This window comes from Faecalibacillus sp. MSK20_93 (genome assembly GCF_020589945.1).
GTDB lineage: Bacteria > Bacillota_I > Bacilli_A > Erysipelotrichales > Coprobacillaceae > Faecalibacillus > Faecalibacillus intestinalis.
In genome coordinates this window covers 1-16,823 of sequence record NZ_JAJDKA010000061.1, presented here as the reverse complement: position 1 = coordinate 16,823, position 16,823 = coordinate 1, and the positions used below count along the sequence as shown (strand labels likewise).

Below are 16,823 nucleotides of genomic sequence, written 5' to 3'. Positions count from 1 at the left end.
GGACTAAGCACCAAAGTACTTTTTTTCTTGTGTCCGTTTTACAGGGTCCATTTTAAAATTATTTCGTAACATCCCCTTTTTTTGGATTATTTAGCTAATGATTATCGAGAAATAATGTTATATAATAGTATACGGATAATATTCACATTATTTTAAATATATGATTAAATAGGAATAACTGAAAGGGGATAATCATGAAACAATTTAAAATTAATATTAATGATTTATTTGAAAAAAGTGAAGTTGAAACAATGATGGATGATGTTGAAAAATCAGCTATCATTTATGAAATGAATAATATCAATCAAAAAGTATTAAACGAAATCAGTACGTATGCAAATAATAGAGAACGTATCCAAAACTTAACAGATGAATTTACAGAAATTATGTATCATGATCGTATTTCAAATAATGATGTTGAAAGAATTGATTATATTTTTGATCAACTTGTTCATCATATAGGACTTGATGCACCCGCTTTAGCGGCATATACGAATACGATCTTTAATACAATTAATGAATACAAAGAAGAATATATTCAAGAGTTTATAAGGCTTAATCCACAATTAAATGAAGAAATGATTTCTGTGGAATTAGACACATATAAAGATGCTGCTTATGAGTTAAATAAAATATTTGTAGAAACAGTAGGAACTATAAAAAAATGTGATATTGATGCAATAAATGAAGCTGTTGATTTATTCTTTGATCAAGATGAACCAACAGATTTGATTCAAATATTTGTTGCTAATACGATTCAAATATTAAACCAACCAGATTTATTAGTAGATGTTTTAGGATTGTCTGTACTTATTAATGAAATTATTATTAATCATCAATTAGATGATTTTAATCCAAATTTATGGAAAATGAATCATCATCATTTCTTTAGTATAGATTATAGAGATTATTTAGATGAAGATGAAAATCAAGATGCTTACAATTAAATGTAAGCATCTTTTTTATTGGACTATCCGTCCATTGAAAGAAGGAAAAAAGAAGATAAAATAATAATAGAAATGAAACAAATATGAGACAAATTATCATTAAACATATAATACAATTAAATCAAGTAAATTCCTTACATCAATATAAAAAAAGAGATACTAGAATACTTAAAAGTCAGCGATTAAAAGAAGTAGTAGAGATCAGTCAAAGTATGCTTAAAGGAGACTATGAAGGATTAAGAAAAAATAGAATGATCTGTGCAGAGAGTTTTAAGATAGCAGCCATCTTTACGCATACAGACATTAAAGAAGAAGACTTACTAGGAGGAGATGAAATCAATATGTGTGTAGCAATGGATCAATTATTTCAAAGAATGAGAAACGAGGGAGAAAGTATTGGAATTGAAAAAGGTAGACAAGAAGAAAAACAAAGTACTTTAAAAGAACTGCTTAAAGTGAAACTAGGAACTTTATCAAGTTCTTTAGAAAAACAACTCACAGAAACATCGCTAGAAAAATTGAATGAACTTACATTAAATATCTTTAATATTAATAGTGAAGAAGGTGTTTTAAATTTAATGAATTAAAAGATGAGCTATAAAGAATCTATTCTTGTCAATCAAGAAATTCTTTATAGCTTTTTGTATATATTTTATTAGATAAGACAAACTATGAATGAAAATATTTGACAGTCAAGTTAGCTTATGCTAACATAATATCGTGAGTTAGTTGTAGCTAACTAAAGGAGGAAAAAAATGAAAGTCGTATATGCATCAAGAACAGGAAATGTTGAAAGTATTATTTCTAAATTAGGAATTGAAGATGCTTTAAAAATTGAAGATGGAAGTGAAACCGTAGAAGAAGATTATATCTTATTTACTTATACTGATGGTTTCGGAGATGTTCCTTACGAAGTAGATGAATTCTTACAAAGTCAAAGTGAACATCTAAAAGGTGTTGTTGTAAGTGGTGATACTGGATATGGAGAAGCTTATTGTAAAGCGGGAGATGTCATTGCTGAACAATATAATGTACCATGCTTATATAAAGTAGAAAATGATGGTAGTGACGAAGATATCGAAGCTATCAAAAAAGTGATTGCTTAATTATGCCATTGTCTGCTCACGAATTTGAAAGAAGATTAATCTTTTATGCTTCACCAACACTTACAAAACTTAAAGTTGCATGTATTTATAATTTAAATGATCTTGATGATTTAGAAGAATGTATCCAATATTATAATGAACTTTTAAATAAAAAAGATATTTATTTAAAAGTACTTAAAATAAAAGGGCGTTCTATGATTTATGTTTATCAAAAAGAAAAGTTAAATAAATTATGTGCATGTAAACAAATCCAAAATATCTTTAAAAAATATAATTATAATTGTACATCTTTAGATACTCTTATCCTAGATTTACAAAAACGCCTCAATGATTATGATTTTCCTCATGAAATCGGTTTGTTTTTAGGATATCCTATGACAGATGTTTTAGGTTTTATTGAAGGGAAAGAATATTTAAGTGTTGGTTATTGGAAAGTTTATAGTCATGTTAAAAATTGTCAGCATACATTTGATAAATATCATAAATGTACACATGAATTATGTAAAAGATTTAATCAAGGAGAAAGCGTTGAGCAAATATGCAGATATGTCTAATTGGTAAAGATTTCTTTACCAATTTTTATTATACTAATGCAAATGGTACTAAAAAATGGTATGATAAATGTGTATTTTAAGGAGGAAATAGAATGGGATTTAGAGAAGACTTTTTATGGGGTGGAGCAGTTGCTGCCCATCAATGTGAAGGTGCCTGGCAAGAAGGCGGAAAAGGAATTAGCTGTAGTGATGTAGAAACAGCAGGAGATAACGTTACAGGTGCACCAAGACGTTTAACAGATGGTGTTATTGAAGGTGAAGATTATCCTAACCATGTAGGTGTTGATTTTTATCATCATTATAAAGAAGATGTTGCTTTGTTTGCAGAAATGGGATTTAAAGCATTTAGAACTTCTATTGCATGGACTCGTATTTTCCCTAGAGGAGATGAAAAAGAACCAAATGAAGAAGGTTTAAAATTCTATGATGATTTATTTGATGAATGTCATAAATATGGTATTGAACCAGTTATTACATTATCACACTTTGAATTACCTTGGGCATTAGCTAAAGAATATGGTGGATTTAGAAATCGTCAAGCCATCGATATGTTCGTTAAATTTGCAAAAGTATGTTTTGAAAGATATCAACATAAAGTTAAATATTGGATGACTTTCAATGAAATCAATAACCAAGCTGATGTGACACAACATAACTTAATTCAAGAAGGTGCTGTTTTACTTCAAGAAGGTGACGATGCAGAATACTTAATGTATTTATCAGCACATCATGAATTAGTAGCTTCAGCGTTAGCTGTAAAAGCTGCACATGAAATCAATCCTGATTTACAAGTAGGATGTATGATTGGTATGAATGGTGTTTATCCAGCTTCACCAAAACCAGAAGATGTGATGAATGCTTTAGGTGCAATGCATCAAAAATATTGGTATGTAGAAGTACATGCTAGAGGTCATTATCCTCGTCATATCTTAAAGAAATTTGAAAGAAAAGGATATGATTTCATTACTGAAGAAGATAAGAAAATCTTAGCTGAAGGTAAAGTGGATTATATTGGATTCTCATATTACATGTCATTTGCGACAAAATATCAAGGACGTAATGAAAAAACATTTGATTATGTACCTGAAGATTTCGTAAGAAATACATACTTAAAAGCATCAGATTGGGGATGGCAAATTGACCCACTTGGATTACGTTGGTGTCTAAACTGGTTCAATGACCGTTTTGAACTTCCAATGATGATTGTTGAAAATGGATTTGGTGCTTACGATAAAAAAGAAGCAGATGGTACAGTTGATGATCAATACCGTATCGATTACTTAAAAGAACATATCCAAGCAATGAAAGATGCTGTTGAATATGATGGTGTTGATTTACTTGGATATACAATGTGGTCTCCAATTGATATCGTTTCAGCTTCAACTGGTGAATATGATAAACGTTATGGATTTATCTATGTTAACTATAATAATAATCATGAAGGTGATTTTTCTAGAAGTAAAAAGAAATCATTTGATTGGTATAAACATGTTATTGAAACAAACGGAGAAGAATTATAAGAATGGGGATGTCCTCATTCTTTTTTTATGATATAATTATCCTATGGAGGGATAAGAATAGTATGAAAAAGTTAATGAAGTTAATGTGCGTATTTGCACTTGTATTTGTTGCTGGATGCGGTGCTTCTTCATCAACAGATGAACAAAAAGAAGTTGTAACAAACTTTTTTGATTATGTAAAGGAATGCGACATTACAAAACTTAAAAAGGTAGCGAGTGAAGATGTTTTATCAGGAATGGATCTTGAAAAAATGGAAAAAGAATTAAGCCAATATACTGAAGAAGAATATGGTAAAGTTTTTGTTGATGAAACAAATAAATTCAAAAAAGCTATTTTCAAAGATTTATTTACAGATATCAAAATTAAAGATATCAAAGCAGATGGGGATAAAACAACAGTTAAAGTGACAGGAAAACAAAAAGATTACTCACAAGTATCTTTTGATCAAAGTGAATTAAACACAACTGCACAACAATATGTAGAAGAACATCAAGATGAACTTGCTAAAGTCTATAAAGAAGAAGGTTTATCAGCATATCAAATTAAAGTATATGATGGTATTGCTCCTATTCTTTATCAAAGCATGACAGATACATATAAAAGCGCACCTACTGAAAAATTAACAGCAACATTTACTTTAGAAAAGAAAAATGACAAATGGATCATTACAGGTATTGATGAATAAAAGATAAGCAATCATAAGATTGCTTATTTTGTTTTATGGTAATATTTGTTATAATGAATTTTGGAAAGTGAGGTCGTTATGAGTCGTTCTAATTCAATTGTTAAACAAGCATCAATTTTAGCACTTGCAGGAATTTTAGTTAGAATCATTGGGCTTTTATATCGTAGTCCTTTAACTGCGATGATTTTAGACGAAGGAAATGGGTATTATTCAACAGCTTATAATATTTATGCGTTAGTTTTACTTATTTCATCGTATAGTATTCCTACAGCTATTTCTAAATTAATATCAGAGAAGATTGCTTTAAAAGAATATAAAAATGTTAAAAGAATATTAAAATGTGTATTTATCTATGTTTGTGCCATTGCTGGAAGTGCAGCAATTTTATTATTTATCTTGGCACCATTCATTGTGGATGTTAATGCTGTTCCTGCATTAAGGGTCCTATGTCCAACAATTTTTTTATCGGGCTTATTAGGAGTATTTAGAGGATATTTTCAAGCACATAAGACAACGATTTATACATCTGTTTCACAAATCATTGAACAAATCTTTAATGCAGTTGTTGCATTGCTAGCTGCCTATATTTTTATTCAACCATATCTTGGTGTAGATGCAACAAAAGTAGGATCATATGGTGCAGCTGGTTCTGCACTTGGAACAGGGGCTGGTGTTTTAGTTGGTTTGATCTACATGATTTTTATGTATTTAAAAAAGAAAAATACTTTTGTAGAAGAAAAAGATGAAGAAGCGAGAGAACGAGTAGATTCGTATCAAGAAATTTTTAGAATGATCATGCATATTATTGCACCCATCATTCTAGCAACTTGTGTATATAATTTAGTCACTACGATCGATATGTATATTTTCTATTTTGCTCAATCATTTCATCATATTGATAAAATTACTTATATTTCAAATTATGGCGTTTATGCAGGAAAATATATTGTTTTACAAAATGTGCCAGTTGCTCTAGCTTCAGCGATGTCTACAGCTTCTATTCCTTCTATTTCATCTGCTTGGGCACTTGGAAATGTTAAAGAAGCAAAAGCACATATTACATCTGGTTTGTCAGTAACAATGTTGATTTTAATTCCAGCGGCAGTAGGAATGGCAGTATTATCTTATCCAATCATGGGTGTTTTATTTCCTCAAAAAGCGACAATTATGACAGCTACATTATTGCTTGCTTTAGGATCTCCAGCGATTATCTTTTATGGTTTATCAACACTTACAAATGGGATTTTACAAGCTTTAGGAGAAGTGAATGTTCCATTAAGAAATGCAGCATTTTCACTTGTCTGTCACATCATCATTATTGCTTTATTATTGTTTATTACACCTTTAGGGGTTTATGTTTTAGTGTTTGGTAACTGTACATATGCGCTTCAAGTATGTTATTTGAATCAAAAAGCTTTACGTCAAAAAATAGGCTATAAACAAGAAATAAAAAGAACTTATGTGATTCCTTTATTAGCTTCATTGGTTATGGGAGCGATTGTTTTAGGTATTTATTATGGTTTATTTACACTTACTCATAGAGTCTTTTTACCTCTTATTTTATCTGTTGTTGTAGGCGTATTTGTTTATTTTGTAATGATTATGTATATCTATTGGGAACATCCAGCTTATTTGTTTGAAATTCCTTATATGAAAACACTTTATTATAAAATTAAGAGAATAATGAAGAAATAAACGATTTTTGAAATACAAAATCGTTTTTTAAATCCAATTTTTTGATGTGTTTTTTGAAATATGACAAACTTATTGTTTTAATTTATGTTAAAATAATAAGCAATGGGGGTTATAATATGCATTATAAAACAGTAAAAGGAATTTTATCTAATGATAATACAATGAATTTATATAGGGGATGTCAACATGGCTGTATTTATTGTGATTCAAGAAGCAAGTGTTATCATTTTGAACATGACTTTGAAGATATAGAAGTTAAAGAAAATGCGCTATCTTTATTAGAAAATGGTTTAAAACATAAAAGAAAGAAATGTATGATTCAAATGGGATCTATGTGTGATCCATATATGCCTTTAGAAAAAGAATTAAAGCATGTACAAAAGGCTTTAGAACTTATTGAACAATATCATTTTGGAGTAACACTTATTACGAAGTCAGACTTAATTTTAAGAGACCTGGAACTTTTAAAGAAAATTAACCAACAAACAAAATGTGTTGTTCAAATGACGCTTACAACATTTGATGAAAATTTATGTCAAAAGTTAGAACCAGGTGTCTGTACAACTCAAAGAAGAATAGAAGTATTAAAAGAACTCCATAAAAATGGGATTCCCACAATTGTTTGGTTAACACCAATCTTGCCTTTTATTAATGATAGCCAAGAAAATATTTTAAAGATTTTAGAAGAATGTCATGAAGCAGGAGTTAAAGGAATTATTTGTTTTGGTATGGGAGTTACTTTAAGAGAGGGAAGCAGAGAGTATTATTATAAGCAACTAGATCGTTTATTCCCAGGTATGAAAGAAAAGTATCAAATGACGTATAATGATCAATATACGCTTAATAGCCCACATAATAGGGATTTAATGAATTTATTCTTTAAAAAATGCCAAGAATATCAAATGATGTGTAATTACTTAGAAATATTTGAATATTTACAAGAATTTGAAGAAAAAACACCAATAAAAAAGAAAGATATTCATGACTTTGAACAACTTTCTTTATTCTAAAAAGATGGAAAACCATCTTTTTATTTTACGATTTTTTGATAAACTTCATTTAAATCAACATCTTGACTATGATCATTAAATTCAATAACAAGTTCTTTTTCATCATATCGAGGTAAAATATGAACGTGGAAATGATGAACGGTTTGACCTGCCACTTCATTTGTATTTGTTAAAATATTCAATCCCTTAGCGTTTAGTTTTTCAACGATTTGTTTAGCTAATTTTTGAGTGACTTGCATTACATGAGCCAATGTTTGTGCGTCAACTTCAAGAATATTTTCAAAATGTTTTTTAGGAATAACAAGGGTATGTCCATAAGTTGCTTGTGACAAATCTAAAAAAGCAATACATACATCATCTTCATAAATGATTTTTCCAGGAATTTCTTTATTAATAATTTTACAAAAAATACAGTTACTCATTTTCTTTTCCTCCATAGCTCTATTTTAAAACAAAAAAAGAATAAGGTCGAGACCTTATTCAAAATAATCTTTAGAAGATTTTTTTATTTTCTTTTTGATTGATGGTTCATAAACATCAAAGTTATACTTTCTTAAATAAGAAGTTTCACATTTTGTAGAAAAATTAGAAATGGAAGTTAAACTTTCCTTAATTTCATCTTTTAAATTTGATTTATCTGTATTATAAACCCAAACAATTGCATATTTAGATTCAGATGTTTTAATTGCTTTTGCATAAATACCATCTTTTGTAAATTTATCTAATTTTTTAATGATTTTAGAATCAACGCTACTTGATTCTTTTGTAACTAAACCAGCATCTGTTCCACTATTTTCATTAAAATAATTTGTGAAAGATTCTTCGCTTGTACAATCTTTAATAATTTTTAAAGCTTGTGATTCAGTATCAACTGTAAAATATTTAAGATATTTTACTTTATATTCTTTAACTAAACTTTTGAAATTATCTTCAACATATTTTTCTTGAAGAAGTTGAATTTTTGCATTAGGTTCTAAAATTTGTTTTACAAAATCGTCTTCACTTTCATAGCCAGCATCTTTAGCGTAAGTTTCTAGATCACTTGTACTAGCATATTGAAGGTATTGTTGTTTTAATTCTTCAACTTTAGAATTAATAGCGTCTTCATCAGTAATTTCTTGATCAGCTACATAATTGATAGCACTGTTTAAAGTCATATTTAACCCATCATTATCTAAGAAATATTCATAAAGATCATCTTTAGTAATTGTTACATCACCTGTTTTAACAACTGCTGAATCACCATCTTTTACATGGGTTACATAGGAATCATCTTTTTTGTTAAAGCTTTTATAAAGACCATAACCACAACCACCAATAAGACAAATACATACGATAATAACTAATAATCTATATTGGTAAAGCTTATCTTTTAATGAACTCATTAGGCTTCACCTCTTTCTGTTTTTCTTTCTTCTAAGGCTTTATTAACAACTTCTTGAACGATTTTCTTAATGTCTTTATCTTTATAATTGATTTTATAAGAATTATAGACAACATATTGTAAATAATCATCATAAGCTAATAAAGGAGAATCAATATCAGTTTTCTTTAATTCTTTCTTTAAAGTTTTTTTATCAGTACTTGTTACTTTTACAAAATAATATCCGTTATCACCAGTAATAACATCAGAAACTTGTCCTTCACTTAATGCTTCAATAGCATTAAAGACATCTTTACCATAACTATTTGCAATACCAGAAGTATCTTTACTATCAACGATACCTAATGATCCTTTTTTACTTGAAGTAGAATCATCAGAGTAATCTTGAGCAATATCTCCAAATGATTTATCCGTATTACTGATTAATTCTTTAACTTCGTTTAATTTAGAAGTTTCATCATCTGTAGGTGAACTTGTATCAGATACAGAAATTTTAATTAAACTTACATATTTTGGAGCACATTGTTGATAGTAATCATTAAAGACATCATCAAAATGATCATCAATATAATCTAATAAGAAATTAGCATATTGAATTTGTTTGATCATTCTTTGACGATACTCAGATAAATTCTTATATCCTGCAGATGTTAAAGCTTGATTTAATGAATCTTTATAGTTATCACCATAATTAGATTTATATGCTGATTTAATTTGTTTAATAATTGTAGCAGCATCTTCTTTCATATCATCGTTGACAGGGAATTTTTGATCAACTAAATTTTGTAATACAGCAGTAAAGACTGTTGAATTATTACTTGAATTATCAATAATATCTTTATATAAATTATCAGCAAAGATATTTTTTGTTTTATTTCCTTTTTCTAAAGATGCAACAACGTATTTTGAATCAACTTTTTTTGCTGATGAAGTTGTACATCCAGTCAAAAGGCAGCTACTTACAAGTAATAAGGCAGCACATTTTTTAAATTTCATAATTTTCCTCCTTCTTGTAGACTTAAAAAGTATACTATTTTTTCCCACTTATTTCAATATTATGGGCAAAAACACACGGTCAAACATATTTATTACATAATTTATACTAAAAGGATATAAGGGAGGGGTTTATATGAAGTGTGAAAATTCTTTTACGCTTGTTTTAGTACTTTTTATTTTATTAGTGATTATTTGTAATATGTTATAAAAAAATGCTTAGCAAATTGCTAAGCATTTTTAGGTTGAGGATTATGTTGACGATAAACACGATAACTGATTTTAATAGTAACAAGAATAGGCATTGCGATGATCATTCCCCATGCACCAAACAAAGTTGAACCAGTTAAAATACCAAATAATACCCACATAATCGATAAATCGATTTTTGATGAATATATTTTTGGTTGAATGACATAAGGAACAACATTTGATTGAATAAAAATCAGTACAAATAAAATAATAAGTTTTGTTGCCCCCATCGTAATTGAAGTGACGATTCCAAGTAAATTAGCAACAATTGGACCTACATAAGGGATTACCGAACTGATAGCTGAGAAAATACCAAGTAAGATCCAGTTTGGATGACCAATAACCAAATAGACAAAAGCTGTTGTAAGACCTTGAATAAGAGCACTTAAAGCAAAAGCTTCAATATATTCAATTAAAGAAATATTGATTTCCTTTAAATAAACAGGTAAGTTTTCATCAAATTTTCCTGCAAAATGATTAATTGCAATTCTTATACTATCAAATTTTATAGACATATAGATTGCAAGGATTGAATAAATCAAGCCGTTTCCAATTTTTACAATAACAGAATTTAAAACATCAAACGTTGTATTAATAACTGTCATATCTTGTAAAAGCTTCGCTGCTTCTGTTTGAATATAAGTTGTTATTTCAGAAATATTGAAGCCTAAATGACTTTGTACAAAGCGCGAAATAAAAATCAAACCGTCTTCAAAAGCAGGATAGAGGTCTGTTACGCTATTAATTACAAGTGGAATTGCTAGTGATAAAATAAGTATTAAACAAGCAATGATTCCTACATAAACAATAATTAAAGATAATCCACGATTTTTTACATATTTTTGTACCCATTCAATAAGCGGATTTAAAACATAAGCGATTGCAAATGCTACAAAGAATGGTTTTATAATCTTCCAAAAAATACTAAAAGCGCCACCCCATACTTCTTTTGTAATATCTAATAAAAGAACGATCAAAAATAAAATAAGTAAGTTTAGCAGGGTTTGTGTAATTTTTTTAGATGATATGACTTGAAATAAAGATTTCAAAAATTTCACATTATCACTCCTTTTGTTTAAATAATATACCATATTTTGGATATAATATAAATTGTTAATACAAAAGATTATCACATTGATTGTTTTTTTTTTGACATTTTAGTAAAATGTTGTGGGTAGAAAGGGGCTTGATTTATGTCAACTTTAAAAATAGAAAATTTACATGTTTGTATTGATGATAAAGAAATACTAAAAGGAGTTGATTTAACAATCAATACAGGAGAAATACATGCATTAATGGGACCTAATGGTAATGGTAAATCAACATTGCTATCAGCTATCATGGGAAACCCTAAATACCAAGTAACAGAGGGAAGTATTTACTTGGATGGACAAAATGTTTTAGAAATGTCAGTCGATGAAAGATCGAAAGCAGGAATCTTTTTAGGAATGCAATATCCTCAAGAAATTCCAGGAGTTGTCACTTCTGATTTTTTAAGAGCTGCGCTCAATGCTCATCAAGAAAAACCAGTATCTTTATTTAAATTTATTAAAGAATTAGATAAAAATATTGCTGATTTAAAAATGGACGAAAATTTAGCACACCGTTATTTAAATGAAGGTTTCTCTGGTGGAGAAAAGAAAAGAAATGAAATCTTGCAAATGAAATTATTAAAACCAAAATTTGCATTATTGGATGAAATTGATTCTGGTTTAGATGTTGATGCTTTAAAAATTGTTTCTGAAGCTATCAATGATATGAAATCAGATTCATTTGGTTGTGTGATGGTTTCACACTATGAAAGATTATTTGAACTTGTACCACCTAGTCATGTTCATATATTAGTAGATGGAAAAATTGTATTAAGTGGAGGACAAGAATTAATAGATCGTATTGATAAAGAAGGTTATCGTTGGGTTAAAGAACTAGGTTTTGATTTTGAAACTGAAGAAGATAAACAACCTATTGTTTTAGGTAGTTGCGGAAATAAGGTTAAAGCTAAATAATGAGTCGATTAGTAGATATTGATAATTATCTTGTTTTAGAAAATGGAACAATCAAAGAAACATCTTTTAAACAAGATATTCAAATTCAAAATCAAACTTTAATGATTAATGAAGATGCAAAAGTACAAATTATTTATAAGACAACAGAAGAAGGAACTTATCAATTTAATATTGAAATTAAAGATCGTTTACATGTAGATCTTGTAGAAATGTACGAAGCATCAAAGTCTTGTTCTTATACAAAAAATATAAAAATCAATGAATCAAGTGAAGTTTTAAGATATGTTGAAAAAAATAGTCATCAAAATATTCAACTTGATTTAGATGAAAATGTTGATGTTTATAAGTATGCAAGAGTGTCTTGCGCTTATGTAGAATTAACAGATTATACAACTTTATCAAAAATAAAATATCGTTTACTTGAAGAGGAAGCAAGTGCTAAACTTCGCTTAGCTTCTTTAAGTAAAGAAAAAGAAAATAAACATTATGAAATGACTTTAGAACATTTAGCACCACATACATATGGTGATATGGATAACTATGGTATTGTTAAATCAAAAGCAAGTTTAATTATTGATGGTGTGGGACGTATTTATAAAGGTATGTCTGGATCAGATACACATCAAACAAATAAAATTATTGTTTTTGATGAAGGGTGCAAAGCACAAGCTAATCCGTATTTATATATTGATGAATATGATGTTAAAGCAAGCCATGGAGCAAGTGTTGGAAAGATTGATGAAGATCATCTTTATTATTTAATGTCTAGAGGTCTTTCTAAACAAGATGCCATGCATCTAGTCACTTATGGTTATTTCTTACCTGTTTTAGAATTTATCAGTGTAGAATCTTTAAAAGAAAGATTTTCAGATGTTTTGAAAGAAAAGGTGGGACTATAATGTTAGATGTTTTAAAAATTAGAGATGATTTTCCAATGCTTAAAAAGACGATGCATGGAAAACCTCTTATTTATTTAGATAATGGGGCAACAACTTTAAAACCTCAATGTGTGATTGATAGTGTTTGTGATTATTTAACAAATTATTCTGGAAATGCACATCGTGGAGATTATGACTTATCACATGAAGTAGATACAAAATTTGAACATGTAAGAAGTATTGTTGCTAATTTTATTCATTGTAAACCAGAGGAAGTTGTTTATACTTATGGTTCTTCAGATAGTTTGAATATGGTAGCTTTTGGTTATGGGATGACACATTTAAAAGAAGGAGATGAAGTATTGATTACTCTTGCTGAACATGCAAGCAATACGCTTCCTTGGTTTGAAGTAGCTAAACATACAGGAGCTATCATTAAATATATTGATCTGGACGAAGAAGGAAAAGTGACTTTAGAAAATGTCAGAAAAGCAGTGACTGAACATACAAAAATTATTTCACTTGCGCAAATTACAAATGTTTTAGGATATTTAGCACCAATTAAAGAAATTTGTAATTTTGCTCATGAACACGATATTATTGTTTGTGTTGATGGGGCTCAAAGTGCACCTCATCATGCTGTTGATGTTCAAGATTTAGATGTTGATTTCTTTGCTTTTTCAGGACATAAAATGTGTGGACCTACAGGAGTAGGTGTATTATATGGAAAATATCATTTATTGGAAGAAATGACACCAACACGTTTTGGTGGAGGAAGTAATGCAAGATACAATAGCTGTGGTTTAGTAAAGCTTAAAAATGCACCAACAAAATTTGAAACGGGAACACCTAATATTGAAGGGGTCATTGGTCTTGGTAGTGCTATTGAATATTTACAAAATATTGGTATGAAAAATATTGAAGAACATGAAGCAATGCTTAGAAAATATGCCGTTGAAAAGATGAAAGAATTAGATAACATTGAAATTTACAATGAAAATGGTGTTGGAGCAATTGCTTTCAATATTAAAAATGTTTTTTCTCAAGATGGAGCATCTTTATTTAATACGTATGGAATTGCCATTCGTGCTGGTCAACACTGTGCAAAAATATTAGATGAATATTTACATGTTTCACAAACATTAAGAGCTTCATTCTATTTCTACAATACAAAAGAAGAAATAGATCAGTTTATTGAAGTATGTAAGAAAGGGGATGACTTTTTAGATGCCTTCTTTGGATAATATGATGCTTCGTCAAATTATTATGGATCATTATGAAAATCCACGTAATCATGAATTAGTTGAAGACGATAGCTATAAAAAAGTCAATATGGATAGTGAAACTTGTATTGATAATATTGATATACAAGCAAAAATAGAAAATGGAGTGATTGAAGATATTCGCTTTGATGGAGAAGCGTGTGCGATTTGTACATCAAGTACTTCCATTATGACAGAATTATTAATTGGTAAAACAATTGATGAAGCAAGGGTTATTATTGAAAATTATATGAATATGATTTTTGAAAAAGATTATGATCCTGAAATATTAGAAGAAGCGATTGCTTTTTATAACACTCATAAACAGGCCAATAGAATTAAATGTGCAACTCTTGGATGGAAAGGAATTACACAATTAATTGATGAAAGTGAAAAGGAGGAAACTCATGGAAAATGATGAAACTATGATTCCTGATAAAGATGTGTCTGTTTTTAAAACACCTAAAGGAATTAATGAAGATATCGTTAGAGAAATCTCTGCTATTAAAGGTGAACCTGAATGGATGTTGGAATATCGTTTAAAAGCACTTGATTGTTTTTTGAAAAAGCCAATGCCTACATGGGGTGTCGATTTAAGCAGAGTAGATTTTGATGAGTATACGTATTATATTAGACCTTCTGATAAACAAACAAATAAATGGGAAGAAGTCCCTGAAACGATTAAAGATACTTTTGATAAGCTAGGAATACCTGAAGCAGAACAAAAATATTTATCAGGGGTAACAACTCAATATGAATCAGAAGTGGTTTATCATAATATGTTGAAAGAAGTTCAAGAAAAAGGTGTTATTTTCTTAGATATTGACAGTGGTTTAAGAGAATACCCAGAATTATTTAAAAAGTATTTTGATACAGTTATTCCTTATAATGATAATAAGTTTTCAGCTTTAAATGGAGCTGTTTGGTCTGGGGGCTCATTTATTTATGTACCACCAGGAGTAAAACTAGAAAAACCTTTACAATCTTATTTTAGAATCAATTCTGAACAAATGGGACAATTTGAAAGAACATTGATTATTGTTGATAAAGGTTCTGATATTCATTATGTAGAAGGATGTACAGCACCAAATTATTCAAAAGATTCATTACATACAGGAGTTGTTGAAATTGTTGTTTTAGAAGGGGCTAAATGCCGTTATACAACAATTCAAAACTGGTCTAATAATATCTTAAACTTAGTGACACAAAGAGCGAAGGTTTATAAAAATGGACAAATGGAATGGGTCGATGGAAATATTGGTTCTGCTGTTACAATGAAATATCCAACTTGTGTTTTAATGGAAGAAGGAGCGAAAGGTTCTTGTATTACAATTGCTGTTGCTGGAGAAAATCAAATTATGGATTCTGGAGCTAAAATGATTCATTTAGCACCAAATACTTCAAGTAGTATTGTTTCTAAGTCAATTGCTAAAAACGGTGGTAAAACAAACTATCGTGGGTTAGTACAACATAATCCAAAGGCAATCAACGCTAAAAGTAAAGTTGAATGTGATACATTGATCTTAGATCAAATTTCAACAAGTGATACAGTGCCAACAAACTATGCTAGAAATAATGATTCTTTAATTGAACATGAAGCAACTGTTTCTAAAATTTCAGATGAACAACTTTTCTATTTAATGTCTAGAGGTCTTTCTAAAAAAGATGCGACAGAAATGATTGTTATGGGATTTATTGAACCATTTTCAAGAGAATTACCAATGGAATATGCTGTTGAGTTAAATCAATTGATTAAAATGGACTTTGGTGAAAATGGAATTGGATAAAAAACAATTGCGTAAACAATTGATACAAATGAGATTGGCTTTTGATGATTATCAAAAACAATCTCATTTCATTATAGAAAAGTTAAAAAAAGATCCACGTTTCATTAAAAGTAAAAAAATAGGAATCTATTTATCTTATAAACATGAAGTGGATACTTGGAAATTAATTGAAGAATTTAAAACTCAAAAAGAATTTTATGTTCCCGTAGTTCGCGGTAAAGAAATGTATTTTACTTTATATCAAGATAAAATGATAAAAAATAAATATGGTATTGATGAACCGATAGATAAACAAGAAATTAATAAAGAATTTCTTGATTTAATGATTGTTCCACTTGTAGGTTATGATGCAAATTGTTATCGTTTGGGCTATGGTGGAGGTTATTATGATCGATATCTTAAAGATTTTAATGCACCAACAATAGGACTGGCTTATTCATTTCAATATATTGAGCATTATCAATCTGAAGATTTTGATATTCCATTAGATGACATTATCACTGATAAAAAAATATGAAAAAAATGTAAAAAACTGTTGACGTAAAGGTATAGAGGTGTTATTATAAATGGGCATTAGTCAAGGAGGCTTAGCTCAGTTGGGAGAGCATCTGCCTTACAAGCAGAGGGTCAGCGGTTCGAGCCCGTTAGCCTCCACCATTAAAATAGTGTTTAAAATAAATTATAGAAGATGCCGGCTTAGCTCAATTGGTAGAGCAACTGACTTGTAATCAGTAGGTTGAGGG

At 29.1% G+C, this 16,823-nt stretch carries 19 protein-coding genes and 1 tRNA gene; 16 read left to right on the top strand and 4 right to left on the bottom strand.

The genetic code is table 11. The annotated features are described in order from the left end of the window. Positions 1 to 194: 194 nt before the first annotated feature. From LJD34_RS13630 to LJD34_RS13595, 8 genes are all read left to right on the top strand, one after another. Positions 195 to 947 (top strand): hypothetical protein, encoded by a 753-nt coding sequence (locus LJD34_RS13630; protein WP_227360157.1) that lies wholly within the window; start codon positions 195 to 197, stop codon positions 945 to 947. 83 nt (positions 948 to 1,030) lie between these two features. After that, entirely contained in the window at positions 1,031 to 1,534 is a 504-nt protein-coding gene (locus LJD34_RS13625) for a DUF4351 domain-containing protein (RefSeq protein ID WP_227360156.1), read from the top strand. A gap of 168 nt (positions 1,535 to 1,702) precedes the next feature. After that, positions 1,703 to 2,053, top strand: coding sequence for a class Ib ribonucleoside-diphosphate reductase assembly flavoprotein NrdI (gene nrdI / locus LJD34_RS13620; protein WP_032091433.1), 351 nt, complete (start codon positions 1,703 to 1,705; stop codon positions 2,051 to 2,053). Positions 2,054 to 2,055: 2 nt separating this feature from the next. Beyond that, a complete protein-coding gene (locus LJD34_RS13615; RefSeq protein WP_032091432.1) occupies positions 2,056 to 2,607 on the top strand; it encodes a DUF3793 family protein in 552 nt (183 codons plus the stop codon). Positions 2,608 to 2,699: 92 nt separating this feature from the next. Continuing rightward, positions 2,700 to 4,127 carry a 6-phospho-beta-glucosidase gene (locus LJD34_RS13610; RefSeq protein WP_032091431.1) on the top strand — a complete coding sequence of 476 codons (1,428 nt, stop codon included), beginning with the start codon at positions 2,700 to 2,702 and terminating at the stop codon, positions 4,125 to 4,127. 62 nt (positions 4,128 to 4,189) lie between these two features. Beyond that, the gene (locus tag LJD34_RS13605; RefSeq protein ID WP_032091430.1) at positions 4,190 to 4,813 is read left to right on the top strand and encodes a hypothetical protein; all 624 of its coding nucleotides are present in this window, start codon (positions 4,190 to 4,192) and stop codon (positions 4,811 to 4,813) included. A gap of 78 nt (positions 4,814 to 4,891) precedes the next feature. Further along, positions 4,892 to 6,508 carry an oligosaccharide flippase family protein gene (locus tag LJD34_RS13600; protein WP_227360155.1) on the top strand — a complete coding sequence of 539 codons (1,617 nt, stop codon included), beginning with the start codon at positions 4,892 to 4,894 and terminating at the stop codon, positions 6,506 to 6,508. A gap of 116 nt (positions 6,509 to 6,624) precedes the next feature. Beyond that, on the top strand, positions 6,625 to 7,518 hold the full coding sequence (locus tag LJD34_RS13595; RefSeq protein ID WP_032091428.1) for an SPL family radical SAM protein: 894 nt from the start codon (positions 6,625 to 6,627) through the stop codon (positions 7,516 to 7,518). Positions 7,519 to 7,538: 20 nt separating this feature from the next. Here LJD34_RS13595 and LJD34_RS13590 read toward each other — a convergent pair whose 3' ends face one another. Genes LJD34_RS13590 through LJD34_RS13580 form a run of 3 tightly spaced genes read right to left on the bottom strand, consistent with a single transcriptional unit; the run spans position 7,539 to position 9,898 of the window. After that, entirely contained in the window at positions 7,539 to 7,940 is a 402-nt protein-coding gene (locus tag LJD34_RS13590) for an HIT family protein (protein ID WP_175301226.1), read from the bottom strand. A gap of 54 nt (positions 7,941 to 7,994) precedes the next feature. After that, positions 7,995 to 8,903 (bottom strand): hypothetical protein, encoded by a 909-nt coding sequence (locus LJD34_RS13585; protein ID WP_119363160.1) that lies wholly within the window; start codon positions 8,901 to 8,903, stop codon positions 7,995 to 7,997. Then, the gene (locus LJD34_RS13580) at positions 8,903 to 9,898 is read right to left on the bottom strand and encodes a peptidylprolyl isomerase (RefSeq protein WP_227360154.1); all 996 of its coding nucleotides are present in this window, start codon (positions 9,896 to 9,898) and stop codon (positions 8,903 to 8,905) included. The genes LJD34_RS13585 and LJD34_RS13580 overlap by 1 nt, the downstream gene beginning before the upstream one ends. 133 nt (positions 9,899 to 10,031) lie before the next feature. Between LJD34_RS13580 and LJD34_RS16845 the strand changes: the two genes are divergently transcribed. Further along, the gene (locus LJD34_RS16845; protein ID WP_081919121.1) at positions 10,032 to 10,106 is read left to right on the top strand and encodes a YjcZ family sporulation protein; all 75 of its coding nucleotides are present in this window, start codon (positions 10,032 to 10,034) and stop codon (positions 10,104 to 10,106) included. Between the two features lie 19 nt (positions 10,107 to 10,125). On the opposite strand, the gene LJD34_RS13570 is transcribed toward LJD34_RS16845, so the two are convergent. Then, positions 10,126 to 11,205 carry an AI-2E family transporter gene (locus LJD34_RS13570; protein ID WP_032091425.1) on the bottom strand — a complete coding sequence of 360 codons (1,080 nt, stop codon included), beginning with the start codon at positions 11,203 to 11,205 and terminating at the stop codon, positions 10,126 to 10,128. A gap of 135 nt (positions 11,206 to 11,340) precedes the next feature. Between LJD34_RS13570 and sufC the strand changes: the two genes are divergently transcribed. From sufC to LJD34_RS13535, 7 genes are all read left to right on the top strand, one after another. Next, positions 11,341 to 12,153 (top strand): Fe-S cluster assembly ATPase SufC, encoded by an 813-nt coding sequence (gene sufC, locus LJD34_RS13565; RefSeq protein WP_227360153.1) that lies wholly within the window; start codon positions 11,341 to 11,343, stop codon positions 12,151 to 12,153. Next, positions 12,153 to 13,052, top strand: a complete 900-nt coding sequence (locus LJD34_RS13560; RefSeq protein ID WP_032091423.1) for a SufB/SufD family protein — start codon at positions 12,153 to 12,155, stop codon at positions 13,050 to 13,052. The genes sufC and LJD34_RS13560 overlap by 1 nt, the downstream gene beginning before the upstream one ends. After that, a complete protein-coding gene (locus LJD34_RS13555) occupies positions 13,052 to 14,275 on the top strand; it encodes an aminotransferase class V-fold PLP-dependent enzyme (RefSeq protein WP_227360152.1) in 1,224 nt (407 codons plus the stop codon). Before LJD34_RS13560 ends, LJD34_RS13555 begins: the two co-directional genes overlap by 1 nt. Beyond that, positions 14,259 to 14,711 (top strand): Fe-S cluster assembly sulfur transfer protein SufU, encoded by a 453-nt coding sequence (gene sufU / locus LJD34_RS13550; protein ID WP_032091421.1) that lies wholly within the window; start codon positions 14,259 to 14,261, stop codon positions 14,709 to 14,711. Before LJD34_RS13555 ends, sufU begins: the two co-directional genes overlap by 17 nt. Then, positions 14,701 to 16,080 (top strand): Fe-S cluster assembly protein SufB, encoded by a 1,380-nt coding sequence (gene sufB, locus LJD34_RS13545; protein ID WP_022002250.1) that lies wholly within the window; start codon positions 14,701 to 14,703, stop codon positions 16,078 to 16,080. The genes sufU and sufB overlap by 11 nt, the downstream gene beginning before the upstream one ends. Continuing rightward, positions 16,073 to 16,597 carry a 5-formyltetrahydrofolate cyclo-ligase gene (locus LJD34_RS13540; RefSeq protein ID WP_227360151.1) on the top strand — a complete coding sequence of 175 codons (525 nt, stop codon included), beginning with the start codon at positions 16,073 to 16,075 and terminating at the stop codon, positions 16,595 to 16,597. The genes sufB and LJD34_RS13540 overlap by 8 nt, the downstream gene beginning before the upstream one ends. Before the next feature lie 64 nt (positions 16,598 to 16,661). Further along, positions 16,662 to 16,737 (top strand) — tRNA-Val (locus LJD34_RS13535). Positions 16,738 to 16,823: the final 86 nt, after the last annotated feature.